The sequence below is a fragment of the Novosphingobium sp. FG90 genome, from assembly GCF_057808725.1.
In genome coordinates this window covers 135,419-160,277 of the sequence record NZ_JBMDIO010000004.1, presented here as the reverse complement: position 1 = coordinate 160,277, position 24,859 = coordinate 135,419, and the positions used below count along the sequence as shown (strand labels likewise).

The window sequence follows — 24,859 nt, the reverse complement described above, 5'->3', positions numbered from 1 at the left end:
GACAACGGCCATGCCCCTCGCCGGACGCCGCATCGCGGCCTGGGGGTGGCCGCTGATCGCGTTGCGTCTCGCGGCCATGCTGGCATTGCTGGTCGTGAGCGTTGCGCTCTACTACGTTTTTGCGCCGTTCACCGCGCGCAATCCGGTCCCGCGCTGCTTCCTGCGCGGCATCGGCGCCATCGCCGGCCTGCGCATACAGGTTCGCGGCGCCCGTCCCGCCCGGCGCACCTTCTTCCTTGCCAATCACGTCAGCTGGCTGGACATCCTCGCCATTGCCGGGCGGACCGGCAGCGCCTTCGTCGCGCATGACGGCCTCGCGCAGATCGGCCCGCTGCGCTGGCTCTGCGAACTGAACGACACCGTCTTCGTCGCCCGCCACGAGCGCCGCAGCGTCTCCGCCCAGATCGAGCAGGTGCGCGCCGCACTAAGCGATACCGGCGCGCTGACCATCTTTCCCGAGGGTACGACTTCCGACGGCACCGGCACGCTGGCGTTCAAGTCCTCGCTACTGTCCGCGATCGAGGGCGATTCGGACATTCCCGTCCAGCCGGTCTGGCTCGACTACGGCCCGGAAACCCGCGCCGTGGCCTGGGTGGGGGAGGAGCCCGGGCTCGACAATGCCCTCGCCATTCTGGCGCGCTGGCGGCCGGTGGACCTGACAGTCTACTTCCTGCCCCCGCTGTCAGCAGAGGATCGCGCCGACCGCAAGCGCATGGCCGCCGCCGCTCGCACCGCTATCGAAGCGGCGCGGACGGGGCTCTAGCCCAGCTTCGATTATATCGTCGCTATTCCCGCGACGGCGACGGGATCCTGCCCCGCCGTCAGCCTCAGCGCGTGGCGTTGTAGGCCAGTTGCCCCTCGTCGAGCTGGAAGCCGACCAGCACCTCAAACGAAGCGCGCGCAACCGCAGCCTTGACCTCGGGATCGGACAGCGGATCGACGGCGGCATCGGTATCACCCGCCTTGCGCTTGCGGGTGATGCGGTCGCGGATCTCGTCGGGCAGCGTCGCGGCGGCGCGGTCGATGAAGGCGTTGGTGCTGACGTTCGCCTGCGCACGGGCCTGACCGTCCGCGAAGCTGAGCGTCACATTGCCCACGCGCTTGGAGATCACCGAAGTGCCGCCCTGCAGCACGCTCACGAAGAACGGCAGCGTCACCTGACGCGCACCGGCAGTGTCACTGCGGCGGCCAAGCACCTGGAACGTCACCGTCGAGGTCACCTTCTCGCCCACGGCTTCGTCGCACTGCGCGCGCACCTGCGTCATCGAGGCGGTGACGTCGATGGCATCGGCGGTCTTGGCCGGGCCACGGAAGGTCGTGATGTCGCCGGTGTAGTCGGGAATGCCGACCGCCGGGCACTTCGAACGCACGGCGGTGATGCCGACGCCCTGATCAACCACGATCTCGCCCTTGGTCTTGCACCCGCTCAGCGCGGTCATCGCGGCGGCGGAGCACAGGACAGTAGCGGTCAGGCGGCGTGCATTCATCGTGAACTTCCTCGAATGGCGTGCGCTTGCCCTAGCGAGGCGCGCGGCAAAGCGCTAGGGGGACGAACATGAACGCGCCCTTTCAGTCCACGACGGCGAGTGCCGCCGACAGCCCGATCCGCCTCCTGATCGCCGCCCCGCGCGGCTTCTGCGCCGGGGTAGACCGCGCCATCGAGATCGTCGAGCGCGCGATCGAGCTTTACGGCGCGCCTGTCTACGTGCGCCACGAGATCGTCCATAACAAGTTCGTCGTCGACAGCCTGAAGGCCAAGGGCGCGATCTTCGTCGAGGAACTGGACGAAGTGCCGGACGGCGTGCCGGTGATCTTCAGCGCCCACGGCGTGCCAAAGTCGGTCCCCGCCGCCGCCACCGAGCGCGGCCTCGAATGGCTCGACGCCACCTGCCCGCTGGTCAGCAAGGTCCACCGCCAGGCCGAGCGCCAGATCGAGGCGGGTCGCCACATCCTGTTCATCGGCCATGCCGGGCACCCGGAAGTGATCGGCACTTTCGGACAGGTTCCCGAAGGCAACATGACACTGGTGGAAACGGTCGAGGACGTCGCCGCCCTTGCCTTCGCGCCCGAAACAGAACTGTCCTACCTGTCGCAGACGACCCTTTCGGTCGACGACACCCACGCCATCATCAAGGCGATCGAGGAGCGCTTCCCGCAAGTCGTCGCGCCCAAGGCAGAGGACATCTGCTACGCCACTTCCAACCGGCAGGCTGCGGTCAAGCAGATCGCGCCGCAGTGCGAACTGGTGCTGGTCATCGGCTCGCCCAAGAGCTCCAATTCGCTGCGGCTGGTCGAAGTGGCCGAGCGTTGCGGCGTTCCCGGCCGGATGATCCAGCGCGCCGCCGACATCGATCCCGAATGGCTGCAGGGCATCGCTACGGTGGGCCTGACGGCAGGCGCATCGGCACCCGAGGAACTGGTCAACGAGGTCATCGCCCGCATCAAGACCCTGCGCGAGGTCGCGACCGAGGAAGTCGTGACCGCGCAGGAGCACATGACCTTCAAGCTGCCCCGCCAGTTGGTGCGCTGATGGCTGTCTACACACGGCTCGGCGCCGAGGAAATGGCCGGGATCATCGCCGCGTTCGAGGTCGGCTCGCTGGTTTCGGCCAAGGGCATCGCCGAAGGCGTATCCAACAGCAACTGGCTGATCGAGACGCAGGACACGAACGGCGAATGCCGCCGCTTCATCCTCACCATGTTCGAGAGCCGCACCGAGATCGCGGACCTTCCGTTCTTCCTCGACCTGCTGGACCATCTGGCCGGACATGGTGCGCCCGTCGCCCGAACGATGCACGATCGCGAGGGCGCAAGCCATCGCCTCCACCGCACGCCCGACGGCGACAAGGCGCTGGCGCTGATCGAGTTCCTGCCCGGCGTCTCGGTTTCCGAACCCACGCCCGGACAGGCCCGCTCCGTAGGCGGCGCACTGGCGCAGATCCATCTGGCGGCGGCCGACTTCCCGGCCTCGCGCGAGAACTCGCTGGCGCTGCCCGCCTGGCAGCAACTGCTGAAGGACTGCGGGCGAGAGGGGCTCGAATCGATCCACCCGGAACTCGGACGCATCGTCGAGCGCGAACTTGCGCTGCTGGCCGAGCAATGGCCCGCGGACTTGCCGCGCGGCGTGATCCACGCCGACCTGTTTCCCGATAATGTGCTGATGCTCGGCGACAAGGTTACAGGACTCATCGACTTCTACTTCGCCTGCACCGACCTGTTCGCTTACGACGTTGCCGTGACACACGCTGCATGGTGCTTCAGTTCCGACGGCGCCCGGTTCGACCCGGCGCTTTCCGATGCCCTCCTCGAGGGCTACCTCGCGGTGCGACCGCTGGACGAGGCGGAACGTGCCGCGCTGCCGCTGCTGGCCCGCGGGGCGGCAATGCGCTTCCTTGCAACGCGCGCCTACGACTGGCTCAACACTCCCGCCGACGCGCTGGTGACGCCCAAGGACCCCATGGCCTTCGCACGGCGCCTCGAATTCTATGCCAGTCCCGCCAATTCGGGAGTCTTCGCGTGAAGCAGGTAGAAATCTTCACCGATGGTGCCTGCAAGGGCAATCCCGGCCCCGGCGGCTGGGGCGTGCTGCTGCGCATGGGGCAGCATGAAAAGGAATTGTCCGGCGGAGAGAAGGACACCACCAACAACCGCATGGAAATGACCGCCGCGATCAAGGGTCTCAATGCCCTGATCGAGCCGTGCGACGTCACCCTGTTCACTGACAGCAAGTACGTCATCGACGGGATCACCAAGTGGGTCCACGGCTGGAAGAAGAAGGGCTGGATCAACGCCAGCAAGCAGCCGGTGCGCAATGCCGACCTGTGGCACGACCTTATCGAGGCCGCAGCGCGCCACAAGGTCGAATGGCAATGGGTGCGCGGCCATGCCGGTCACGTCGAGAACGAGCGCGTCGACAAGCTGGCGAGCGACGCGGCAAAGGCGGCGGCGTGATCACGGTGGGGTGAAGCCTTGCCTGCCTCGATCTTTGCCGCCATCCCCGCGGAGGTGGCACCCCATCTCCCGTTTTCTCGTGTCGCGCAGTCATCAGATGGGTCCCCGCCTTCGCGGGGATGACGAGTAAAATGAAGCTGACTCTGCCGACAACCCTCCCTCCCATCCTCAAGACCGAAATCCGCGCCCTCGTCACTCCAGGGCCGCGCATGGCGGACGAGTGGGCCTGCGTCGCCTCGGTGCTGCTGGCGATCGTCATCGCCCATGCCATCGGCGCCGAGATGGTCTCATGGGCCGCTTTCAGCGCCTTCGTGCTGCTCAAGAGCGACGTCGCCGAGACACTCGTGCGCGGCGTGATGCGCATTGTCGGCACCGCGCTGGGCTCGGGCCTCGCGCTAGTAGTGGTGCCTTATGCGGCCCATTCCCTGCCCCTGGCGATGATCGCGGCAGAGCTTGTTGGTGCCATCGGCCTCTACGGAATGCTGACCGCTCGGCGCGCCTACGCCTGGCTGCTGTTCGGCCTGACCTTCGAGATGATCCTGTTCGACAAGATCGAGCGGCCCGACCTCGACACCATTCATTTCGCCCAGACGCGCCTGCTGGAAGTCGTGGCGGGCACCGTCGCCTGTACGCTGGTGAGCCTCACTGCGGGAGCATTGACGGGCAAGCGCTGGTGGATGGACAGGAAAGCCCCGCCGGACCGGATGCGCTGGCACCCTCACGCGGCGCGTCATGCATCGCAGGCGGGGCTCGCCATCGCGATGCTGCCGCTGCTCCACGCGCTGTTCGACCTGCCCGAGCTACCCCAGGCGGCAGTGACGATCATGGCGGTGATGATCGTGCCGGTCGCCGGGATCGGCGCGAGCGGCTTCGTCCCCGTATCCCGGCGGCTGTTCCAACGCGCGCTTGGCTGTATCGCGGGCGGCGGACTTGCGCTGGTCGTGCTGCTTCTGGCGCAAGGAAGCGCACCGGTGCTCATCGCCGGCACCTGCCTTGGCATCGTCATCGGCCGTCATATCGAGAACGGCCTGCCCAAGGTCACTTATCTTGGCCTGCAGTTCACGCTGGCGGTGCTGGTCGTGCTGGTACCCGACAGCTACTCCGACGCCGCCGCCAGCCCGGCCGCCCAGCGCCTGCTGAGCGTTTTCGTCGGCATGGCAGTGCTGGAACCGGTCCTGCTCGCCTGGCACTTCGTCGCGCCGGGGCGCAAGGTGCCGCAAGGCTCCCCGGACGCCCCGAACGCGGAATGATGCTCAGTCAGTGGTCGTATCGACCACTTCGGCGGCGGGGCCGTTCTTCTTGAGCGATTCGATCGCGCTCTTCGCGCTGGCCTTGCTGGAATAGCCTTCGGTCCAGAACATAGTCTCGGAGTTATAGCAGAAGTAGGCGACGAACTCTCCGGCCTTGTTCTTCCGGATTTCGAAACGGTGGGCCATTTGCGACTCTCCTCGGGAATCCTTCCCCATCCGCAGATGAGCAATTTGCGTGCATGGACGCAAGCGCCGCGAAGGCCGAACTCAGCCCAAGCGGTCCGGCGCGAACGGAACCGGATCGACCTCGCCCGGCGCCTCGCCCATGAGCAGCCGCGCGCCGAGATCGGCGGCGGCCGGAGCGGTCTGGATGCCGAAGCCGCCCTGCCCGGCGAACCAGAAGAACGCCGTATCCCCGGGCGCGAAGCCGTAGACCGGCAAACGGTCCGGCGCGAAGGAGCGCAGGCCCGCCCAGCGATGCTCCACCCGCTCGACCGCCCAGTCCACGACGTGCTCGAAGCGGTCGACCGCAAGGGCCACGTCGATCTCCTCGGGCGCGGCGTCGCACGGCGCACTCGGTGTCTCGTCATGCGGGCTGAGCCAGAGGCGGCCGCTCTCCGGCTTGAAATAGAACGTCTCCGCCACGTCGAGCACCAGCGGCAGGTCGTCGGGCACCTCGGCGGCGACGGCGACTTGCGCGATCGTGCGGCGATAGGGCGCGATGCCGAGCGGGGCGATGCCCGCAAGCCGTGCCACGGTATCCGCCCAGGCTCCGGCCGCGTTCACCAGCACGCCCGTCTGCACCTGCCGCCCGTCCGCGAGCGTCAGCGCCCAGCCATCGGCGTTGCGCCGCGCCGCCGTCAGTCCGGCGCGGCACCACAACTCAACGCCTGCGCGGCGAGCCGCAGCAAGGTAGTGCTGATGAAGCGAGGCCACATCGATGTCGCACGTGCTCGGCTCCAGTGCGCCGCAGGTCCATTCGGGGCACAGGCCGGGCACGCGGACGCCGATCTCCGCGCGGCTTAGCAGGTGCATTTCCACCCCTGCAGCACGGTAGCGCTCGGCGAAAAGTTCGACTTCCCGTTCCTGCCCTGCCCGGCCGAGCGTCAGTGCGCCGCGCGGGGTCAGGACGCCGAGTTCGCGCAAGGTCGGCCCGGACGCGGTGGTCAGCGGCTGAACCCCGGGACCGCCGTAACTCTCGGTCCAGAAGGCGGCGGAGCGGCCAGTGGCGTGATAGCCCGGCCGCTCCTCGGCTTCCAGCATGAGCACCCTTGCGCGCGTGCCGATGGCCGCGGCCAGAGATGCCCCGGCCATGCCGGCCCCGACGACGACGATATCGAACGCTGCTTCCATCGCGGTCAGCCCCTAGAGCAAGTGCGCTGCGATGTGGAAGCGCAGTTTGGTGCGGATGGGGCTTCGACAAGCTCAGCCTGAGCGGATTTGAGAGATTTGCACTACCTCCGCTCAGGCTGAGCTTGTCGAAGCCCCCTGCGGCGACGCACGGCGATCGAGAAAATCCCTGATGGCATTGAGCGCGCGGGTGCGTACCGGATCGACTTCGCGCAGGATCTCGTGGCGGCACTCGGTCCCGAAGGCGACGAGTTCGCCATGCGGCAGGCGTTCTGCCGCGCGGCGGATCGCATGCCAGGATACGAGGCCGTCGATGCTGGTGCCCAGCAGCAAGACCGGGATCTCGACCGCCTCCAGCACGCCGGGCTGCTCCAGCGAGCGGATCGAGGCGAGCGCGCGCTCGATCCAGCCCCAGCTTGCCGCGCCCATGCCGATGACCGGACGCTTGCGGCGCCACCAGTCCTCGTCGTCGTAGCGGCTCTCGTCGTGGGTGAGCAGCAGGCTGCGGGCCTTCGGCTGGGCGCCGGGCTTCTCGCCGCCCTTCCACGCCGGACGACGCGGATCGCCGAGCCGGACGATGCCGCGCGCGACCCGGTGCAGCACGCTCGCGGGGATCCACGTCGGGTGAATGCCCAGCATAGGCGCCGAGAGCACCAGCGCATCGGGCCGCACGGCGCCTTCCGCCACCACGCGCAGCACGATCTGCCCGCCCATAGAATGCGCGACGGCAATGTGCGGCCCCGGCGTCGAGGCGGCCCAGTCGGCATAGAGCGCGGCGTAATCCTTTACCCAGAGCGCGAAGTCCGGGACGTGCCCGGTCGCCGCATCGCGGCCGAGACGCCCCGAACCCGCCTGCCCGCGCCAGTCCGCCGACGTGACGTGCCAGCCCTCGCGATGCCAGCCATCGAGGGTTTCCAGCCATTTCTCGTAAGCGTCGCCGCGTCCGGGCATGAACAGGATCGAGCCGCGTCTGCCGCCCTGCCAATCTATCCGGCGCAACTGGTGACCGTCAGGCAGAGCCCAGCGCGATTCGCGCGCCTCGGCAGGAATTGCCCGGCGTGCGGGGGACTGGGCGAAACTTTCGACGGCAGAGGTCACTATGATGGGAAGCCCCGGTTCGTGATCGATATGTCGTGGTTACTATTTGGTAGCGGTTGCCGAGGTAGAGCGCTCTCGATCCGATAGGGTGAAAAGCATGACGGGCGCTGTATTTTCCTACGCACTGCTGGCCGCATTGGCAACGGCGCTGCTCGTCGCAGCGTTCACCGACTTGCGCGCGCGGCACATCGACAACTGGCTGAACCTGGGCATCGCGCTCGCCGCGCCGCTGTGGTGGCTGGCGATGGGGCTCGGTCCTTTCGACATCGGCGTTCAGATCGGGCTGGCGGCGGCGACTTTCGCGGTGGCCTGCGTGCTCTTTGCCATCGGCCAGATGGGCGGCGGCGACGTCAAGCTGCTGACCGCGCTGGCGCTTTGGTTCTCGCCTGCGGCCTTCATGCAACTGGTCGTGCTCATGGCGGTGCTGGGCGGCGGAGCCTCGCTCGCCATGGCCGCCTTCAACATGACGCCGGGGCGCAGCGAGATGGTGCGCGACACTCTCGCCGGGCTCGTCGTCTTCGCGTGGGTGTGGTGCGCGGGCTCCATCGTCTTCGCCATCGCGACGCATCGTCCGGTAGTCGCGCCCGCGACGCTGGAAGCTGTCGCCGCCGCGTTGCCGAGCCTCTGGGCGATCCCGCTCGCCGTGCTGGTGGTGCTGGGCCTGTTCCTCTTCGGGATGCGCCACATCATGCGCCGCCAAAAGTCGCGAATCGAGGTGCCCTACGGCATCGCCATCGCCGCCGCATCGCTGTGGGTGATGGGCTCGCAGACGCTCGTGAGCGCGCATTCGGCGGGAATGTCGGCCGGAATCGGGGGCTGAAACTAACGCGGTTTACGCAAGTAACGGGGTGAACCCGTTCTTAACCAATTTACCTCATAAGTCCGAACAGTTCGGGGATTTTGCTAAGGGGCTTTCCAGGCCATGGACAGGAAGAAAGTGGTGCTGCTCGCGGTTGCGCTGCTCGTCGCAGCCTTTACCGCGTTTGCTGCGAGGACGATGTTCGCAGGCGGCGCCGCACCGCAGGCCGGGGCCGTCCCCGCTGCCGAGCAGAACGGACCCAAAGTGCTGGTCGCCCAGCGCGCGCTGCCGGTGGGCACGATCATCACCGCCGATTCGGTGTCGTTCCAGAGCTGGCCGGACAACCTCGTCCAGGACGCCTACTACGTCGACGGCAAGGCCGACATGACCAAGCTGCTCGGCACCGTCGTGCGCTTTCCGATCACCGCCGGCCAGCCGCTGACACAAGGCGCGCTCGTCGCGCCGGGCGATCGCGGGTTCCTTGCCGCAGCGCTCGGGCCGGGCATGCGCGCCGTCACCATCTCGGTCTCGGCCGACACCGGCGTCGGCGGCTTCGTGTTCCCGGGCGACCGCATCGACCTCGTTCTCACGCAGGACGTGAAGGGCGAAGGCGATTCGCTGCGCACCGCCGAGACGATCCTGCGCAACCTGCGCGTTCTTGCCACCGACCAGGCCACCGCCAGCACGGTGGAGGACGGCAAGACCGTCGTGCAGGGCTTTCGCACCGTCACCCTCGAAGTGACCCCGCGCATCGCCGAGAAGGTCGCCGTCGCGCAGACCATCGGCACGCTCAGCCTGTCGCTGCGTTCGATCTCCGACAACCAGGGCGAATTCGACCGCATCCTCGCCAGCGGCGACGTCAAGCTGCCCGAAGGCGCGACCCGCGAGCAGGAAGAGAAGTTCATGAGCCAGGCCATGAACCGCCCGATGGACGGCGCCACCACTTACGTCACCGGTGCCGATGTCTCCCGCTTCCAGCGCTCGTCGCGCCCGGCACAGGGCGGCAGCGCCCCTGCCCCGGCCGCTCCCGCCGTCGGCGCCGCGCCGCAGATGGCCGCAGCCCCGGTCCATGTCGGCCCCGTGGTCCGCGTGACCCGCGGCAAGGAAACCACCGTAGAGCCGGTGGGCAAGTAACGATGACCGCGTCCACGCACCGTCCGTCACCCTTTGAGGGCATCTCGATGAAGCAGCGTCTTCTCAAGTCCGCACTGATCGCCGCCACTGCCGTGCCCTCTCTGGCCGCCGTGAGCGTCGCGCCCGCCGAGGCCCAGACCGCCTCGGTCGTCCACCCGGCACAGGACGTCAGCCTGTCGATCGGCAGTGGCCAGCTCGTCAACGTTCCGGGTTCGATGGCCGACGTCTTCGTCGCCAACGACGCGGTCGCTGACGTGCAGGTCAAGTCGGCGAAGCAGTTCTACGTGTTCGGCAAGGCAGGCGGCACTACCACGGTCTACGCCAGCAATGCGGCGGGCGCGGTCGTCTGGTCGGGCACGGTGCGCGTTGGATCGAACCTCGACAGTGTCGATTCGATGCTGCGCCTCGCCATGCCGGACGCGAAGATCGGAGTCTCGACGATGGGCTCGAACACCTTCCTGCTGACCGGCACGGTGAAGAACCCCGAAGACGCCGCGGAGGCTGAACGCCTCGTCCTGGCTTACGCGGGCAAGGACTCCAACGTCATCAGCCGCCTGCGCATCGCGACGCCGCTGCAGGTCAACCTGCAGGTTCGCATCGCCGAGGTCAGCCGCTCGCTGGTGAAATCAATGAGCGTCAACATAACCAGCTCGGACGCCTCTACCGGAGCCAAGTTCGTGATCGGCCAGGGCTCGGGCAAGTTCCCGCAGTACACGCACGGCGGCCCGATCATCGTTGGCGACGACGCAAGCACCGGCGCCTCGTCCATAACCCCCAACGCCACCGGCACCACGCTGGGCCTGGGCGGCAAGCTGCTCGGCATCGACCTGCTCGGCGCGCTCGACGCGGGCGAGACGATCGGCCTCGTCAGCACGCTGGCGCAGCCCAACCTCACCGCGCTCTCGGGCGAGACGGCCGACTTCCTTGCGGGCGGCGAGTTCCCGATCCCGCTTAGCCAGGGCCTCGGATCGACGTCGATCGAATACAAGAAGTACGGGGTCAGCCTCAGCTACACGCCCACCGTGCTGGCCAACGGCCGCATCTCGATGCGGGTGCGCCCCGAGGTTTCCGAGCTTTCGAGCGAGGGCGCCGTTACCCTTAATGGCTACGAAATCCCGGCGCTCACCGTGCGCCGTACCGAGACGACCATCGAACTCGGTTCCGGCCAGAGCTTCATGATCGCGGGCCTGCTGAGCAACAGCGCGACCAACACCATCCAGAAGATGCCCGGCGCAGGCGATCTGCCGATCCTCGGCTCGCTGTTCCGCTCGACCAGCTACAAGCGCGGCGAGACCGAACTGGTGATCATCGTCACCCCTTATCTGGTGAACCCGATGAATTCGGCCTCGCAGATCGCCCTGCCGACCGACGGCTTCCATTCGCCCAACGAACTGCAGCGCATCCTCGGCAACATGGAGAGCGACAGCGCGAGCGGCGAAAGGCGGCCCGAAGCAACCAAGGCGCCTTCCGGCGCAACCGGCCCCAACATCGGTCAGGGCGTCGGCGCCGCAGATCCCGTCCGGTCCAAGGACAAGAAGGCCCGGCGTACCGCTTCCGACGACTCCGCCAAGCCCGGCTTCAGCTTCTAAGCGAGAAAGGTGACCACCATGCGCAAAGCTACTCTCGCCCGTACCGCCATCGTCCTGAGCCTCGGCCTCTCGCTGGCGGCCTGCGGCGGCGTGCCCACCAACAGTTCCGTCTATTCGGTCCACCAGCCGGTGGTCGAGACTTCGGCCTACAGCATCGACGTCACCAGCGGCAGTTCGGGCCTCGCCTATGGCGAACAGGGCCGTCTTGCCGGCTGGTTCGACGCCATGGGCCTCAAGTACGGCGATCGCGTCACGGTCGACGACCCGAACATGAGCGCCGCGACCCGCAGCGCCATCGCGACTGTGGCCGATCGCTACGGCGTCGTCCTCGACGAGGCATCCGCCCGGACCGGCACCGTGCCCGAGGGCACCGCGCGCATCACCATCAACCGCGCCAGGGCCTATGTCCCGGGTTGTCCCGACTGGTCGGCCAAGAGCGACTTCAATCCGGGCAACGCCACCTCGACCAACTACGGCTGCGCGGTCAATTCCAACCTCGCCGCCATGGTCGCCAATCCGGAAGACCTGATCCACGGCCAGACCGACACCGGATCGACCGCGACGATGACGTCGAACAAGGCGATCGGCGCCTATCGCGCCGCCGGGACGACCGGCAAGGGCAACTCGGTCTCACAGACCGGCAGCAAGGAAAACTGATGGCCATGAACGCTCCCTGGAAGACAGGCGGCCCCGGCGGTCGCGACCAGTTCGCCGCGTTCCTGTGCGACGAGGCTTCGCTCGACGTGCTGCGCCCGATCGCCATCGAGATGGGCTGGCAGCCGGAGAAGTGCCACAAGGGCGGCCTGCGCAATGCCGTCCAGTCGCTGTCGATATCGGCCAGCCCGAACATCCTGCTCGTCGACCTGTCGGAGAGCGGCGACCCGCTGAGCGACATCAACGCGCTGGCCGAAGTCTGTGAGCCGGGCACGGTCGTTGTCGCCGTGGGCCAGGTCAACGACGTGCGCCTGTATCGCGACCTCATCGCCAGCGGTATCCACGACTACCTGCTCAAGCCGCTGCAGCCCGCTGCCGTGCGCGATGCGCTGGCTCAGGCGCAGTCGGTGTTCTCTACCCCGCGCGTGGCCGACACTGGCGCGGGAAAGCAGCATGTCTCGACCGCCGTGATCGGCACGCGCGGCGGCGTCGGCGCCTCGACGCTGGCGACTTCGCTGGCGTGGCTGTTCAGCACCGACCACAAGCTGCCCACCGCGCTGCTTGACCTCGACATCCACTTCGGCACCGGTGCCCTGTGCCTCGACCTGGAACCGGGCCGCGGCCTGACCGACGCGATCGAGAACCCCAGCCGCATCGACGGCCTGTTCATCGAACGCGCCATGATCCGTGCCAATGACAATCTCGCGATCCTCTCCGCCGAGGCGCCGATCAACGCGCCGCTGCTGACCGACGGCTCCGCCTTTCAGCAGCTGGCCGAAGAGTTCCGCGCCGCGTTCGAGATGACCGTGGTGGACATGCCGCGCAACATGCTGATCAACTTCCCCCAGCTCGTCGCCGACCTCGGCGTCGCGGTTCTGGTGACGGAAATGACGCTGGCCTCGGCGCGCGACACCATTCGCCTGCTCTCGTGGTTCAAGGCCAATGCGCCGCAGACCCGCGTGATCGTGGTCGCCAACAAGGTCCAGCCGACGCTGGCGGAGATCAGCAAGGCCGACTTCGAGGCCTCGATCGAAACCCGCATCGACGTGTCGATCCCCTATGACCTCAAGGCCGCATCGATGGCCGCGAAGCTGGGCCAGACGTTCGCCGATGCCAACCGCGCGACGAAGGCCGGCGCAGTGCTGCGCGACCTCGCCCGCGACATCGCCGACATCGGCGAGGACGCCGCCGTCGCGAAGCCATCGCTGCTCGGCAAGTTCGACCTCAAGGCGATGATGCCCAAGGCAAAGAAGAAGGCCCCCGCGTCCTCGTAAGAGACGCCAGGTTCGGTAACGGCTCAAGGTTCGGTAACGGCTATGAACTTCCTTCAGGTCATCATGGTAACGACGGGGCTTACCGGCTTCGCGCTGCTCGTCTGGGCTCTGCTGTCCGGACCGTCGCCCAAGAAGGAATCGACCCGGCGCCTTAAGTCCGTCCGCTTCCGCCACTCGAACAACGCCAGCGATCGGCTGGAGGCGCAGATGCGCCGCGCCGTCGCCGCCCGCAAGCCGAGGATCCACCAGATCGCCGGCTCCGCCTCGCGCGCGGAAGCGCTGGCGCTGCGCCTGCATCGTTCGGGCCTGCCCTGGAGCTTGCAGCAGTATCTCTACGGCTCGATCGGCCTCGGCGCGGTGATAACGCTGCTGCTGTTCATGAAGACGGGCGCGATGTTCCTGGCGCTGGCCTTTGGCGTCTTCGTCGGCGCAGGGCTGCCGCACATGGTCGTCGGCCACTTCATCAAGCGCCGCTCCAACGCCTTCACCGTCAAGTTCGCCGACGCCATCGACCTGCTCGTGCGCGGCCTGCGCTCGGGCCTGCCGGTATCGGAGACGCTGACGATCGTATCACAGGAAATCCCCGGCCCCGTCGCCGAGGAGTTCAAGCTGATCACCGACCGCATGAAAGTCGGCAAGACCATGGAGGACGCCCTTCAGGAAACCGCCGACCGCCTGAACATGCCCGAATTCAACTTCTTCTGCATCACCCTGGCGATCCAGCGCGAGACGGGCGGCAACCTGGCGGAGACGCTGGCGAACCTGTCGGACGTGCTGCGCAAGCGCGCGCAGATGAAGCTCAAGATCCGTGCGATGAGTTCGGAATCCAAGGCTTCGGCCTATATCGTCGGCTCGCTGCCGTTCATCGTCTTCTTCATGATCTGGTGGATCAGCCCCCAGTACATCGGCCAGTTCTTCATCGACGAGCGCCTGATGGTCGCCGGCATCGGCGGCGCCATCTGGATGGGCATCGGTGCCTTCATCATGGCCAAGATGGTCAGCTTCGAGATCTGAGGACCAGCACATGCTCGAACAACCCGCCGGTCCCACACTCCTCGGCTTCGACGTCACTTACGTCGGGACACTGCTCACCATCGTCGCGGCCGCTGCGGTGCTCTTCGCGATCTATACCGCGATCACCATCCGCGACCCGATGCAGAAGCGCGTCAAGGCGCTGAACGCCCGGCGCGAACAGCTCAAGGCGGGCATCATCACCACCGCCCGCAAGCGCCAGAGCCTCATCCGCCGCAACGACACCACCGACCGGATGGGTGCGTTCCTCGGCAAGGCTCGGATGCTGCAGGACAGCCAGATCAAGACGATCGAGCAGAAGCTTGCGCAGGCCGGCATCCGCAACAAGGAATGGGCCGTCGCGGTCGTCTTCGCGCGCCTTGTCGCGCCGATCGCGCTCGGCGGTTTCGCCGCGCTGGTGATCTACGGCATCAATTATTTCCCCGAGTGGTCGGACTTCAAGAAGTTCATGGGCTTCGCAGCCATGGTGCTGGCGGGATACAAGGGGCCGGACATCTACATCCAGAACCTCGTCTCCAAGCGTACCGACGCGATCCGCAAGGGCCTGCCCGATGCGCTCGACCTGCTCGTCATCTGCGCCGAGGCGGGCCTGACCGTCGACGCCGCCTTCGAGCGCGTCTCGCGCGAGTTGGGCCGAGCCTATCCTGAACTGGGCGACGAGTTCTCGATGACCTCGATCGAACTCTCGTTCCTCACCGAGCGCCGCCAGGCCTTCGAGAACCTCGCCTATCGCGTCAACCTCGACGCCGTGAAGGGCGTGGTGACGACGATGGTCCAGACCGAGCGCTACGGTACGCCGCTGGCCTCGGCCCTGCGCGTGCTCTCCGCCGAATTCCGCAACGAACGCATGATGCGCGCCGAGGAAAAGGCCGCGCGCCTGCCTGCTATCATGACCGTGCCGCTGATCCTGTTCATCCTGCCGACGCTGTTCGTCGTGATCCTTGGACCCGCTGCATGCTCGATCGGCGACGCATTCTCCGGCTCCGGTCCGGGCAAGGCGGGCTGACGTCGGCCCCTATGCCGGCCGCGAAGGCGAGAACCTACGCTGCACGACACCGGCAACCCGATTGAGCGTGGGCACCCACCATTCTTCGAGCGCGACGAAGGGCGCCGCCACGAGAAAGGTTAATGCCAGCGTGACCGCTCCCGTGCCCAGCAATACGAGCGCCTTGTCCACGCCCGTGTCGATGAGTTTCACGAACACGAAGCTGGATGCCGACAGGATCACCGTCAGGTGGACCAGATAGAGCGGAAAGGAATAGCGCCCCAGAAAGCTGCCGAAGCGTCCGGACAACCCGCGCGCCAGCGACGGACAGGCGAGGACCGCGAAGAGGATCGTGACGGAACCGAGGTTCTCGGCGACGAAACCGTCCATGCCGCACAGTGCCAGCCCTGCCAGGGCGAGCCCGATACCAGCGATCATCGACAACGACAGCCTGTCATGCCGGTAGAATCTGGCCAGGCATGCCCCCAGCAGGAACGGCAGCGCCGCCGCTCCCAGCACCGCGATCAGCGCCAGAACCGTGATGCCGGCAGGCACGGCGGACCACCAGCGTCGCGCATCCATGGTACGCAGCAGCCAAACTATGGCGAAGCACAGCATGCTGCCGAACAGCTCGAAATACATCGTCCAGAGGTTTGTGTTGACGAGCCCCGGATTGGCGGGGTGAAAGAAAAGCGTGACGCTCTGCTCCATGACCATCGCGATGTCGGGGTGGTAGACTGCCGGAAAGCCGGCGTTGGCATATAGCCTCAGCCAGTCGCTGCCGGTCGACCGCGCTGCCTCGACGTTCCATGTCAGGTCAAGACTGAACACCAGCCACGCGAGGATCGCCGAGGCGGTCGTGGGAACCCACAGCCTCGGCATTCGCTTGGCCGCGGCTATCGCCAGTTCACCTCCTGCCCGGCCGCGATCGAAATAGCGGCGCGTCAGCACGAAACCGGACAACACGAAGAACAGCGTTACCGCCGCCGAACCGTTGACCAGGCAGAACAACGGTGTCCCGGCGATGCCGTCCGGGAACCGTAGTCGTATTCCCGGGGCGAAACCGAGCGCGAAATGATGAAGCACCACGACCAGCGAAGCAATTCCACGCACCGCCTCCAATTGCGTGAGGCGGTGCTTCCCGGTGTGCAAGTCGCCCGCCTCACCCGCCGAAGCCGTCATGATTTCCCCAGTACAGGCGCCCCAACCGAGCCCGACACGGCTGTGAAATCAATCCGATGGCATCGGCTGTCAAGCGCCTCGTCAGTCCTCGTGACCTGACGGACCGTCCGTCTCGACAAGCTCCGCGATCTCGAAGGCAAATCCCTTCCAGCCACGCATCTTCGCCGCCTCGTCCAACGGCAACCGCTTCTTCTTCGCCTCCGCGAGCGAGCGCACATGCCCCCAGAACACCTCGGTCTTGCCGTTCTGCAGTTCTGCCACCACGCGCCAGTAATGCGTGAACGTATCCGCCGTCGGCCCGATCGTCTTCACGTAGCCGTCCGCCATCGTCGCGGTGAGGTAGCGCTTCTTCTTCCGGGCCATCAGTGCGCGAGAATGCCCGCCATGATGATGTCGATGGTATGCTCGCGGTAACGGTCGCGCAGTTCCTCCGTCAGCGTATCCTGGTCGAAGCAGTGCTTGAGCACCAGCCGCGCCGAGAAGAAACGGTCCACCGCGCCCGTCACGGTGAAGTAGAACAACTGCGGATCGATCTCCCGGAACACCCCTGCCCGCACGCCGTCACCGATCAGCTGCTCATAGGCGCGGTAGATCGGCGAGAGATAGCAATCGGCGATGCGCCGCGCCTCGGTGTCGTCGCTCTCGCGCACCATGCGCATGGTCAGGCGGTTGAGATACGGCACCTCGTAGAAGGTATCGACGACCTTCCACAAGTGGCGCCGCAACTTGGCCTCGGGCTCCCACCCGTCCTTGGCGACCAGCGCATCGACACTGGCGACGATCGCCTCCCAGTCCCTGTCGAGCAGCGCCTTGAGCAGCCCCGCCTTGTTGCCGAAATAATACTTCACCAGCGCCGAATTCAGCCCCGAACGCAGGCTCAGTTCCGACAGCGAGATGTCGATCACGTCGCCGTCGCGCATGATCGCGCTGGCCGTGTCGAGCAGCATCGCACGTGCCCCGGGAGGCGCGACTTCCACGGCGGAGACGGATCTTTCCTTCATCCGCGCTTACTTCGGCCCCATGCGGATCGCGCCGTCGAGACGGATTGATTCGCCGTTGAGATAATCGTGCTCCAGCATGAACAGCGCCAGCTTCGCATATTCCTCCGGCTTGCCCAGCCGCTTCGGGAACGGCACCATCGCCGCCAGCGCATCCTGCACACTTTGGGGCATTCCCGCCATCATCGGCGTCTCGAAGATGCCCGGCAGGATCGTGTTGACGCGGATGCCCTCGCCCATGAGATCGCGCGCGACCGGCAGCGTCATCGCCAGCACACCGCCCTTCGACGCGGCGTAGGCGGCCTGGCCGATCTGCCCGTCCTGCGCGGCGACGCTGGCGGTATTGACGATGGCGCCGCGCGAACCAGCCGCGTCCATCGGCTCGAGCCCCGCCATACCTGCGGCCGACTTGCTGATGCAGCGGAAGGTGCCGACCAGATTGATCGCGATCGCCTTCTCGAACAGGGCCATGTCGTGCGACCTAGGCTCGCCTGTCTCGCGGTTCCGGCCGACGGTCTTGGCGGCCGGCGCGATCCCTGCGCAGTTGACCAGCACCCGCTCGACCCCATGCGCCGCACGCGCCTTCGCGAATCCGGCGACGACGCTGTCCTCGTCAGTCACGTTGACTGCGCAGAACACCCCGTCGATCTCCGCCGCAAGCGCCTCCCCTGCCTCCGCATTGAGGTCGAAGATCGCGACTTTCACGCCCTTTTCCGCCAGAGCGCGTGCCGTAGCCGCGCCAAGGCCCGAGGCTGCGCCGGTGACTACCGCGGCGACCGAGCTGTCGAGTTTCATGCCGATTTCCTTTCTCTTTCGCGCCCTATGCCCATCACGCGAAGCGGGCCATCCATTTTGCGCGAAGCGATTTAATCAATCGGTTAAATGCGTCGTGCCGACGGGTCAATCCATTGCGCGAAAGGGTTTTGCAACCGCGCAACAGGATTTCACCGGGGCGATGCCCTGCGCAAGAAACAATGTGGACAATGCCCATATGCAACAGGTCTATTGTTCCGGCTAATCGGCTGGAATCCTTATGCGGTTGCATTCGGGTGACGACCCGTCGCGCACACCTGTTGCGTCATTGCCACAATCGCCAACCCAATTTTCGGAACGCGGCAAATTCCGTTGAAAGGAGAACCCTACGGTGCAACAAGATTTCACATGGCATCACGATGCGTGCGCGCATCCGAAAGCCGGCAACGGGTCTCCAGGCGGACTTGGTCACGCATCCGTCTGGTGAACGAAGCAACAAGGGACACAAAAGTGAAAACCACCATCCAGAAGGCCGCGCTGTGCGGCGCGACGAGCCTTACGGCTTTCGCACTGCTGTGCGGCACTGCGCACGCACAGGCTGCCCCGCAGGGAGCAACCGATTCGAGCGACGAGGGCGTCATCGTCGTCACCGGCTCGATCCTGCGCCAGACCGACAAGGAAACCGCCTCGCCGGTGACGGTCCTGTCGTCGGACAACCTGCAGAAGCGCGGCATCAACACCGCGTCCGAAGCGCTCCAACGCCTGAGCGCCAACGGCGCAGGCACCATCGCCAGCGGCTGGAATACCGGTTCCAACTTCGCCGCAGGTGCCAACGCCCCGTCGCTTCGCGGCCTGACCGTGCAGAACACCCTGTCGATCGTCGATGGCCTGCGCCTCGCACCGTACCCGCTTGCCGACGACGGCCAGCGTAACTTCGTCGACCTCAACTCGATTCCCAACGCGATCATCGAGCGCATCGAAGTCCTCAAGGACGGTGCATCGTCGACTTACGGCGCCGACGCCATCGCCGGTGTGGTCAACATCATCACCAAGAAGGAAATCCAGGGCGTTCACGCGAACGGCTCGCTCGGCATTTCCGATCGCGGCGATTACGGCGAACAGCGCCTCGACCTGACCGTCGGCTACGGCGACCTCGCCGAACAGGGCTTCAACGTCTACCTTTCGGGTGAATACCAAAAGCAGGACGACCTCTGGGCACGCGATCGCGCCTACCCATACAACTCGACCGACCTGACCGCCATCTGCAAGGCCGACGGCAGCAGCTGCATGGCGAACCATAACTGGAACGGCTACACGCCGGAATCGGGTGTGTTCAACGGCCTGTTCTCGACCCCCAACGTGTCCCTGGTACGTCCCGTCGCCGCGGGTGCCAACACCGGTTCGGGCCGTTTCGACTACCTCAATCCGACGGTCGGCTGCGGCCCCTATGCCGTGAACCCGAACATCGGCACCTCGCCCACTGCTCCGCTGAGCGGCGCATGCGAAGTCGATTACCAGAACGACTACCAGATGCTGCAGCCGGCGATCGAGCGCTACGGCTTCACCGGCCGCGCGACGGTCAACTTGGGTGATCGTGCGCAGTTCTACGCCATGGGCACTTACTACAAGACCAAGACCTCGGCCGCACTCACGCCGCTGGGTCTCAACGGCACGCCTGCGGCCACGCCGGGTCAGGTCCAGCCGACCGCCTATAACGTGCTGCTGCCGGTCTACGTCTGCGCCGCCGGCCAGGGCACCTTCAACAGCCTGAACACGGGCTGCGACGCCAGCAACGGCGTCCTCAACCCGAACAACCCCTACGCGGCTGCCGGCCAGCGCGCCCAGGTCCTCCTGCGCTCGCCGTTCATGCGCACCGACGACACCAACACCCGGGCGCTGCGCGGCGTTGTCGGCGTCGAGGGCTCGTTCGGCGACGACTGGCGCTACGGCGTGAACGTCACCGCTTCGGAAGTCCGCCTGAAGCGCACGCAGTCCAACTACATCATCCCGTCGCGGGTGATGGACGTAGCCGCCAACGGCTCCTTCAACTTCGTCGATCCGACTGCAAACTCGCAGGAAGTGTGGGATTACATCGCCCCGGTCAGCCGCAACACTTCGGTCTCGAAGCTATGGCAGGCTCAGGCGACCCTCGCCAAGGACCTGTTCCAGCTGCCGGGCGGTGCGATGCAGGCTGCGGTCGGCGTTGCCTATCGCCACGAATCAATCAACTCACCGTCGGCCAACCCGGCCAACGACGCCAACCCGTTCGATCGCTACTACTCGATCAACGCAGTCGGCGCCGAGGGTTCGCGTAACGTCAAGTCGGCGTTCTTCGAACTCCAGGCTCCGGTTCTCGATCAGGTCGAGTTGACCGCTTCGGGCCGTTACGACAAGTACTCGACCGGTCAGAAGAACTTCTCGCCCAAGCTGGGCCTGAAGGTCACGCCGATCGATGAAGTCGTGCTGCGCGGCACCTTCTCGAAGGGCTTCCGCATTCCGAGCTTCAACGAAGCGTTCGGCCTGCCGACCACTGGCTATCTCGGCAACCAGAGCATCAACTGCGATGTCTACGTCGATTTCTGCGCCGCACACGCCAATGCCGACGGCACCGAGGGCAACTACACCCAGGGCACCTACAGCATCGGCCTGACGCAGACCGGCAACCCGTCGCTGAAGCCCGAAAAGTCGACCTCGTTCACTGCGGGCATCGTCGTCGAGCCGATCCGCAACGTGTCATTCAGCGTCGATTTCTGGCACATCAAGATCAAGAACCTGATCACCGGTGTGACCAACATCAAGCCTTACGTGGATGCTTATTACCTCAACAACGGCGTGGTGGACCTTCCCAACACCGTCGTGGTACCGGGCACGCCTGATGATGCACACCCCACCGCGCTTCCGCGCCTGGGCTTCATCCAGACCCCGTACCAGAACGCGGGTTCGCAGTCCGTCAGCGGCATCGACTTCGGCATCAACGCCGACTACGAGCTGACCAGCGACCTGCGCTTCATCAGCCAACTCGATGCGTCCTACACGTTGAAGTACAAGCTGGCGACCGAAGACGGCACGCTGCGTTACGACGGTACGCTCAGTCCCTGCAACATCACCTCGTGCTCGGGCTCGCCCAAGTGGCGCGGCAGCTGGCAGAACACGCTGCAGTACAAGGACACCTCGGTGACCGTGACGGCGTACTACACCAGGGGCGTGAATACCGCCCAGATCGACTACGGCATGAGCACCAGCGACTGCGCTGGCAACGTCGAAGCTGGCCTGATCTCCTACGAGGACGGCACCCCGGTCCAGTGCCGGAGCAAGGACATCTGGAACGTCGACCTGTCGATCAACCAGAAGATCAACGATAACTTCTCGATCTACGCGAACGTCATGAACGTTTTCGACATCAAGGCGCCGGTAGACGTGAATGCTGCCTACGGCATCTATAACTACAACCCTGCATTTGCGGGTGCGAACATCATCGGTCGCTACCTGCGCGTCGGTGCGAAGGTCGACTTCTAAAGTCACTACGTTATACGCGAAACTGGATGGGGCGGCCTCGCACGAGGCCGCCCTTTTCTTTTGCCCGCCCGAAGATTGTGTTGAAATGTGCACACAAAAATTGTCGATTGATGTTGTATTGTTACAACTCTGCGGCAGAAAAATTTCGCAATTACTTCAATTCCTTGTTGCAGTCGCGAAGCGCGAAGGCAGGATGCGTTCATGAACCTCTGCTGACCGCAACGGTTCGCGGACCATTTCCGGGGTCCGAAGTGCAACAAGGGGACACATCATGAAAACTGCAAGAAGCGCCCTGCTTCTTGGCGTCGCGGTCATTCCGGCGATGACCGTCCTGGCGGCCACTCCCGCCATGGCGCAAGACACCACCGCCCAGACCACCGGCAACGAAGACGCCGCCGATTCCATCATCGTCACCGGCACGCGCATCTCGACGCCCGCCGGCTTCGATAATCCCAATCCCGTGGTTTCGATCACATCGGAAACGATCGAGCAGTCCGGCCAGGTCAACATCACGGAATTCCTGGCCCAGAGCCCGGCTCTCCTCGGCTCTCGCCGCGCCATCGATTCGGCCGGTTCGAACCTGCCGAACGGGCAGCTTACCGGCGTGAACCTGTTGAGCCTGCGCAACCTCGGCACCTCGCGCACGCTGGTCCTCGTCGATGGCCGCCGCCACGTGGCAGGCTATCCGGGCACCGCGTCGGTCGATACCAACACCATTCCGACCGACCTGATCGAGAGCGTGGACGTGCTCACGGGCGGCGTTTCGGCGATCTACGGCGCTGACGGCGTGTCGGGCGTGGTCAACTTCATAATGAAGAAGGACTTCGAAGGCCTTCGCATCCGTGCGCAGAATTCCATCTCGCAACGCGGCGATGCCGGCGAGAAGTTCATCGCCGCGACGGCCGGCACGAACTTCGCGGATGGCAAGGGCAACATCACCTTTGCCTACGAATTCAACAAGTCCGATCGTTTCGCCCAGACGAAGCGCCTGAACTACAGCAAGACCGGACCGACCTGGACTTTCGTGCGCAATCCGAACGACGGAGCCCCGGGCTCGGCGGGCGACGACCCCAACGTGCCCGACCGCATCCTGATGAACAACCTGCGCTGGGCCGACAGCTCGATGGGAGGCGCGATCGACGTCGATTTCGACGGCGTGCCCGACTTCACCGGCGAAGGTACCCCCTACAACCTGGGCACCTACATCCCCGGCACCGCGTTTACCGTCGGCGGAGACAGCACGCCGCGCGATTCGTACTATGGCGACTACACGCCGTACCTGCGCCGCCACATCTTCAATGCCATGACCCACTACGAGGTCAGCCCGGCCCTGAACCTCTATGCCGAAGCCAAGTACGTGAAGTCGAAGGCCTATACCTTCGCCCAGCCGACTTATGATTTCTACACCGAACTGTTCGCCGACAACTATTACCTGAACGAGCGCTTCGGGGCGGACGCGCCCGATGGCGCCCTCGTCAGCCGCGACAACTTCGATTTCGGGATCCGGCGCTCGGAACTGAATCGCGAGCTGTGGCGCACCGTCGTCGGCGCCAACGGTGACCTGTCGGAGCACCTGAAGTACGACGCCTCGTTCGTGTTCGGTCAGTCGACCCAGCGCGCGACGTCCTCGGGAGATCGCATCCTCGACCGCTACTCGGCCGCGCTCGACGCCGTTTCAGACGGCAACGGCGGCGTCACCTGCCGCATCAACCTGCCGGGCCAGACCGAGATCCTGGGTAACAGCTTCGGGTCTCCCTATTACTCCGGCGCGCCGCTGACCTTCCAGCCCGGCCAGTGCGTCCCGCTGAACGTGCTCGGCAATGGCTCCCCTTCGAAAGAAGCGCTGGACTTCATCCTCGCCACGCACACCGACTACGCCCGCCTGCGCCAGTACGTCGCATCGGCATCGATTTCGGGTGATACCGGTGCGTTCTTCGAACTTCCCGGCGGGCCGATCGGCTTCGCCGTAGGTGCGGAGTACCGCAAGGAAACCAGCAGGCAGGTTCCCTCCTACTACACGCAGAACGGTTTCCTGGCCGACAGCGCCCAGGCGACGATCGACACTGGTTCGTTCGATGTGAAAGAAGCCTACGCGGAAGTCCGCCTGCCGATCTTCCTCGACCAGCCGCTCGCGCATGAATTCAGCCTCGGCGCAGCACTGCGCCTGTCCGACTATTCCACGGTCGGTTCAACTACCGCCTGGAACGTCAACGGCACTTATGCGCCGGTCCAGGACATCTCGTTCCGTGGCACCTATTCGGTCTCGGTCCGCGCGCCGAACATCACCGAACTCTTCGCGGGCACCAGCGGCGGGTACGAGTTCATCACCGACCCCTGCGGTCCGGAACGCATCGCCGAAGGCACCTCTACCCGAGCGGCCAACTGCGCCGCCGCACTTGCTGCGGTGGGCGTTGATCAGGCCGGGTTCGACCCCGCCAACGACGCCACCTCTCCTCAGAACAGCAGTCTTCTCGGTACGCAGGGCGGCAATCCCAACCTGAACGAAGAAAAGGCCAAGACCTGGACCGCCGGTGTCGTCCTGCGCCCGCAGTTCCTGCCCGGCCTGATGCTGAGCGCGGATTGGTACAACATCCGCATCACCAAGGCGATCAACTACTCGACCGCCCAGGACATCGTGGATCTATGCTACGACCAGCCGACACTGGACAATCAGTACTGCTCGCTGATCTCTCGCAGCAGCAGCAACGGCTATATCAACAGCTTCAGCGTCGTCCCGCAGAATGTCGCGTCCTACGAAACCGCCGGTCTGGACGTGAACCTCAAGTACCGCTTCGAGGTTTCGCCTGCGGTGGGCAGCTTCATGGTCAGCCTTGTGGGCAATTACCTCGACAAGCTGGAATTCGTGCCTTCGCCGGGCGCCACTGCCGAAAACGAACTGGACAGCGCGGACTATCCGGCTCCGAAGTTCAGCGCGACCTTCGACCTTACCTGGATCAAGGGTCCCTTCTCGCTCAACTACGGCATCAACTGGTGGGACAAGACCCGCCGGGTCACGCGCGAGCAGGAAGCGGCGAACCCTGACTACGTCCCCGCCGGCTACATCTGGTACAAGGAAAAGTGGGAGCACGAACTGTACGCATCGTACAACGTGGATGACCGCTTCACGCTCTACGGCGGTATCAACAACCTGTTCGACACCAAGCCAGACGTGGGCGCAGTGGCCTATCCGATCAGCGCGGTCGGCCGTTCGTTCTTCATGGGCGTAAAGGCCAACGTGTTCTGATCTTCAGATCACGATTGCCCTGAAATTCGGGCCGGGAAGCATTGCTTCCCG

At 65.4% G+C, this 24,859-nt stretch carries 22 protein-coding genes; 14 read left to right on the top strand and 8 right to left on the bottom strand.

The window, feature by feature from the left end; translation table 11 throughout:
- The first annotated feature begins 10 nt into the window (after positions 1-10).
- The gene (locus ACODRZ_RS05525) at positions 11-763 is read left to right on the top strand and encodes a lysophospholipid acyltransferase family protein (RefSeq protein ID WP_488969832.1); all 753 of its coding nucleotides are present in this window, start codon (positions 11-13) and stop codon (positions 761-763) included.
- A gap of 64 nt (positions 764-827) precedes the next feature.
- Here the strand turns inward: ACODRZ_RS05525 and ACODRZ_RS05520 are convergent, their stop codons facing one another.
- Entirely contained in the window at positions 828-1,487 is a 660-nt protein-coding gene (locus tag ACODRZ_RS05520) for a hypothetical protein (protein ID WP_488969833.1), read from the bottom strand.
- A 68-nt stretch (positions 1,488-1,555) separates the two neighbouring features.
- On the opposite strand from ACODRZ_RS05520, the gene ispH reads away from it, so the two are divergent.
- The 4 genes from ispH (at position 1,556) to ACODRZ_RS05500 (ending at position 5,200) form a co-directional block, all read left to right on the top strand.
- Entirely contained in the window at positions 1,556-2,530 is a 975-nt protein-coding gene (gene ispH / locus ACODRZ_RS05515) for a 4-hydroxy-3-methylbut-2-enyl diphosphate reductase (RefSeq protein WP_488969834.1), read from the top strand.
- Positions 2,530-3,519, top strand: coding sequence for a homoserine kinase (gene thrB, locus ACODRZ_RS05510; RefSeq protein WP_488969835.1), 990 nt, complete (start codon positions 2,530-2,532; stop codon positions 3,517-3,519). Before ispH ends, thrB begins: the two co-directional genes overlap by 1 nt.
- Positions 3,516-3,950, top strand: a complete 435-nt coding sequence (rnhA, locus tag ACODRZ_RS05505; RefSeq protein WP_488969836.1) for a ribonuclease HI — start codon at positions 3,516-3,518, stop codon at positions 3,948-3,950. Before thrB ends, rnhA begins: the two co-directional genes overlap by 4 nt.
- A 131-nt stretch (positions 3,951-4,081) precedes the next feature.
- Positions 4,082-5,200 carry an FUSC family protein gene (locus ACODRZ_RS05500; RefSeq protein ID WP_488969837.1) on the top strand — a complete coding sequence of 373 codons (1,119 nt, stop codon included), beginning with the start codon at positions 4,082-4,084 and terminating at the stop codon, positions 5,198-5,200.
- A gap of 3 nt (positions 5,201-5,203) precedes the next feature.
- On the opposite strand, the gene ACODRZ_RS05495 is transcribed toward ACODRZ_RS05500, so the two are convergent.
- From ACODRZ_RS05495 to ACODRZ_RS05485, 3 genes are all read right to left on the bottom strand, one after another.
- Positions 5,204-5,386, bottom strand: coding sequence for a YegP family protein (locus tag ACODRZ_RS05495; protein ID WP_232494084.1), 183 nt, complete (start codon positions 5,384-5,386; stop codon positions 5,204-5,206).
- Between the two features lie 81 nt (positions 5,387-5,467).
- Entirely contained in the window at positions 5,468-6,553 is a 1,086-nt protein-coding gene (locus ACODRZ_RS05490) for an NAD(P)/FAD-dependent oxidoreductase (RefSeq protein ID WP_488969838.1), read from the bottom strand.
- 111 nt (positions 6,554-6,664) lie between these two features.
- The gene (locus ACODRZ_RS05485; RefSeq protein WP_488969839.1) at positions 6,665-7,648 is read right to left on the bottom strand and encodes an alpha/beta hydrolase; all 984 of its coding nucleotides are present in this window, start codon (positions 7,646-7,648) and stop codon (positions 6,665-6,667) included.
- A gap of 97 nt (positions 7,649-7,745) precedes the next feature.
- On the opposite strand from ACODRZ_RS05485, the gene ACODRZ_RS05480 reads away from it, so the two are divergent.
- From ACODRZ_RS05480 to ACODRZ_RS05450, 7 genes are all read left to right on the top strand, one after another.
- Positions 7,746-8,468 (top strand): A24 family peptidase, encoded by a 723-nt coding sequence (locus tag ACODRZ_RS05480; protein WP_488969840.1) that lies wholly within the window; start codon positions 7,746-7,748, stop codon positions 8,466-8,468.
- Between the two features lie 102 nt (positions 8,469-8,570).
- Complete coding sequence (cpaB, locus tag ACODRZ_RS05475) at positions 8,571-9,581, top strand: Flp pilus assembly protein CpaB (RefSeq protein ID WP_488969841.1); 1,011 nt, start codon at positions 8,571-8,573, stop codon at positions 9,579-9,581.
- 47 nt (positions 9,582-9,628) lie between these two features.
- Entirely contained in the window at positions 9,629-11,170 is a 1,542-nt protein-coding gene (locus tag ACODRZ_RS05470; protein WP_488969842.1) for a type II and III secretion system protein family protein, read from the top strand.
- An 18-nt stretch (positions 11,171-11,188) separates the two neighbouring features.
- Positions 11,189-11,827 (top strand): CpaD family pilus assembly protein, encoded by a 639-nt coding sequence (locus ACODRZ_RS05465; protein WP_488969843.1) that lies wholly within the window; start codon positions 11,189-11,191, stop codon positions 11,825-11,827.
- Positions 11,828-11,832: 5 nt separating this feature from the next.
- Positions 11,833-13,098 carry a pilus assembly protein CpaE gene (locus ACODRZ_RS05460; RefSeq protein ID WP_488969959.1) on the top strand — a complete coding sequence of 422 codons (1,266 nt, stop codon included), beginning with the start codon at positions 11,833-11,835 and terminating at the stop codon, positions 13,096-13,098.
- Positions 13,099-13,140: 42 nt separating this feature from the next.
- On the top strand, positions 13,141-14,112 hold the full coding sequence (locus tag ACODRZ_RS05455; protein WP_488969844.1) for a type II secretion system F family protein: 972 nt from the start codon (positions 13,141-13,143) through the stop codon (positions 14,110-14,112).
- A gap of 10 nt (positions 14,113-14,122) precedes the next feature.
- Entirely contained in the window at positions 14,123-15,136 is a 1,014-nt protein-coding gene (locus tag ACODRZ_RS05450; protein ID WP_488969845.1) for a type II secretion system F family protein, read from the top strand.
- 9 nt (positions 15,137-15,145) lie between these two features.
- Here ACODRZ_RS05450 and ACODRZ_RS05445 read toward each other — a convergent pair whose 3' ends face one another.
- The 4 genes from ACODRZ_RS05445 to ACODRZ_RS05430 all read right to left on the bottom strand — a co-directional run bounded on the left by ACODRZ_RS05445 (position 15,146) and on the right by ACODRZ_RS05430 (position 18,090).
- A complete protein-coding gene (locus tag ACODRZ_RS05445) occupies positions 15,146-16,297 on the bottom strand; it encodes an acyltransferase family protein (protein ID WP_488969846.1) in 1,152 nt (383 codons plus the stop codon).
- A gap of 81 nt (positions 16,298-16,378) precedes the next feature.
- Complete coding sequence (locus ACODRZ_RS05440) at positions 16,379-16,660, bottom strand: hypothetical protein (RefSeq protein WP_488969847.1); 282 nt, start codon at positions 16,658-16,660, stop codon at positions 16,379-16,381.
- Complete coding sequence (locus ACODRZ_RS05435) at positions 16,660-17,298, bottom strand: TetR family transcriptional regulator (RefSeq protein WP_488969848.1); 639 nt, start codon at positions 17,296-17,298, stop codon at positions 16,660-16,662. The genes ACODRZ_RS05440 and ACODRZ_RS05435 overlap by 1 nt, the downstream gene beginning before the upstream one ends.
- A gap of 6 nt (positions 17,299-17,304) precedes the next feature.
- Positions 17,305-18,090: an SDR family oxidoreductase gene (locus ACODRZ_RS05430; RefSeq protein ID WP_488969849.1), complete on the bottom strand. Its 786-nt coding sequence runs from the start codon at positions 18,088-18,090 to the stop codon at positions 17,305-17,307.
- A gap of 468 nt (positions 18,091-18,558) precedes the next feature.
- Here ACODRZ_RS05430 and ACODRZ_RS05425 point away from each other — a divergent pair, with 468 nt between their 5' ends.
- Both ACODRZ_RS05425 and ACODRZ_RS05420 read left to right on the top strand, forming a co-directional pair.
- Positions 18,559-21,564: a TonB-dependent receptor plug domain-containing protein gene (locus ACODRZ_RS05425; RefSeq protein WP_488969850.1), complete on the top strand. Its 3,006-nt coding sequence runs from the start codon at positions 18,559-18,561 to the stop codon at positions 21,562-21,564.
- Positions 21,565-21,835: 271 nt separating this feature from the next.
- Positions 21,836-24,808, top strand: coding sequence for a TonB-dependent receptor domain-containing protein (locus ACODRZ_RS05420; RefSeq protein ID WP_488969851.1), 2,973 nt, complete (start codon positions 21,836-21,838; stop codon positions 24,806-24,808).
- The last annotated feature ends 51 nt before the right edge of the window (positions 24,809-24,859 follow it).

Excerpts from the sequence above, each read along its gene's own strand:
- ACODRZ_RS05525 (WP_488969832.1), top strand. The coding sequence starts at position 11 with ATGCCCCTCGCCGGACGCCGCATCGCGGCCTGGGGGTGGCCGCTGATC.
- ACODRZ_RS05520 (WP_488969833.1), bottom strand. The coding sequence starts at position 1,487 with ATGAATGCACGCCGCCTGACCGCTACTGTCCTGTGCTCCGCCGCCGCG.
- ispH (WP_488969834.1), top strand. The coding sequence starts at position 1,556 with ATGAACGCGCCCTTTCAGTCCACGACGGCGAGTGCCGCCGACAGCCCG.
- thrB (WP_488969835.1), top strand. The coding sequence starts at position 2,530 with ATGGCTGTCTACACACGGCTCGGCGCCGAGGAAATGGCCGGGATCATC.
- ACODRZ_RS05500 (WP_488969837.1), top strand. The coding sequence starts at position 4,082 with ATGAAGCTGACTCTGCCGACAACCCTCCCTCCCATCCTCAAGACCGAA.
- ACODRZ_RS05495 (WP_232494084.1), bottom strand. The coding sequence starts at position 5,386 with ATGGCCCACCGTTTCGAAATCCGGAAGAACAAGGCCGGAGAGTTCGTC.
- ACODRZ_RS05490 (WP_488969838.1), bottom strand. The coding sequence starts at position 6,553 with ATGGAAGCAGCGTTCGATATCGTCGTCGTCGGGGCCGGCATGGCCGGG.
- ACODRZ_RS05480 (WP_488969840.1), top strand. The coding sequence starts at position 7,746 with ATGACGGGCGCTGTATTTTCCTACGCACTGCTGGCCGCATTGGCAACG.
- cpaB (WP_488969841.1), top strand. The coding sequence starts at position 8,571 with ATGGACAGGAAGAAAGTGGTGCTGCTCGCGGTTGCGCTGCTCGTCGCA.
- ACODRZ_RS05470 (WP_488969842.1), top strand. The coding sequence starts at position 9,629 with ATGAAGCAGCGTCTTCTCAAGTCCGCACTGATCGCCGCCACTGCCGTG.
- ACODRZ_RS05465 (WP_488969843.1), top strand. The coding sequence starts at position 11,189 with ATGCGCAAAGCTACTCTCGCCCGTACCGCCATCGTCCTGAGCCTCGGC.
- ACODRZ_RS05460 (WP_488969959.1), top strand. The coding sequence starts at position 11,833 with ATGAACGCTCCCTGGAAGACAGGCGGCCCCGGCGGTCGCGACCAGTTC.
- ACODRZ_RS05455 (WP_488969844.1), top strand. The coding sequence starts at position 13,141 with ATGAACTTCCTTCAGGTCATCATGGTAACGACGGGGCTTACCGGCTTC.
- ACODRZ_RS05450 (WP_488969845.1), top strand. The coding sequence starts at position 14,123 with ATGCTCGAACAACCCGCCGGTCCCACACTCCTCGGCTTCGACGTCACT.
- ACODRZ_RS05445 (WP_488969846.1), bottom strand. The coding sequence starts at position 16,297 with ATGACGGCTTCGGCGGGTGAGGCGGGCGACTTGCACACCGGGAAGCAC.
- ACODRZ_RS05440 (WP_488969847.1), bottom strand. The coding sequence starts at position 16,660 with ATGGCCCGGAAGAAGAAGCGCTACCTCACCGCGACGATGGCGGACGGC.
- ACODRZ_RS05435 (WP_488969848.1), bottom strand. The coding sequence starts at position 17,298 with ATGAAGGAAAGATCCGTCTCCGCCGTGGAAGTCGCGCCTCCCGGGGCA.
- ACODRZ_RS05430 (WP_488969849.1), bottom strand. The coding sequence starts at position 18,090 with ATGAAACTCGACAGCTCGGTCGCCGCGGTAGTCACCGGCGCAGCCTCG.
- ACODRZ_RS05420 (WP_488969851.1), top strand. The coding sequence starts at position 21,836 with ATGAAAACTGCAAGAAGCGCCCTGCTTCTTGGCGTCGCGGTCATTCCG.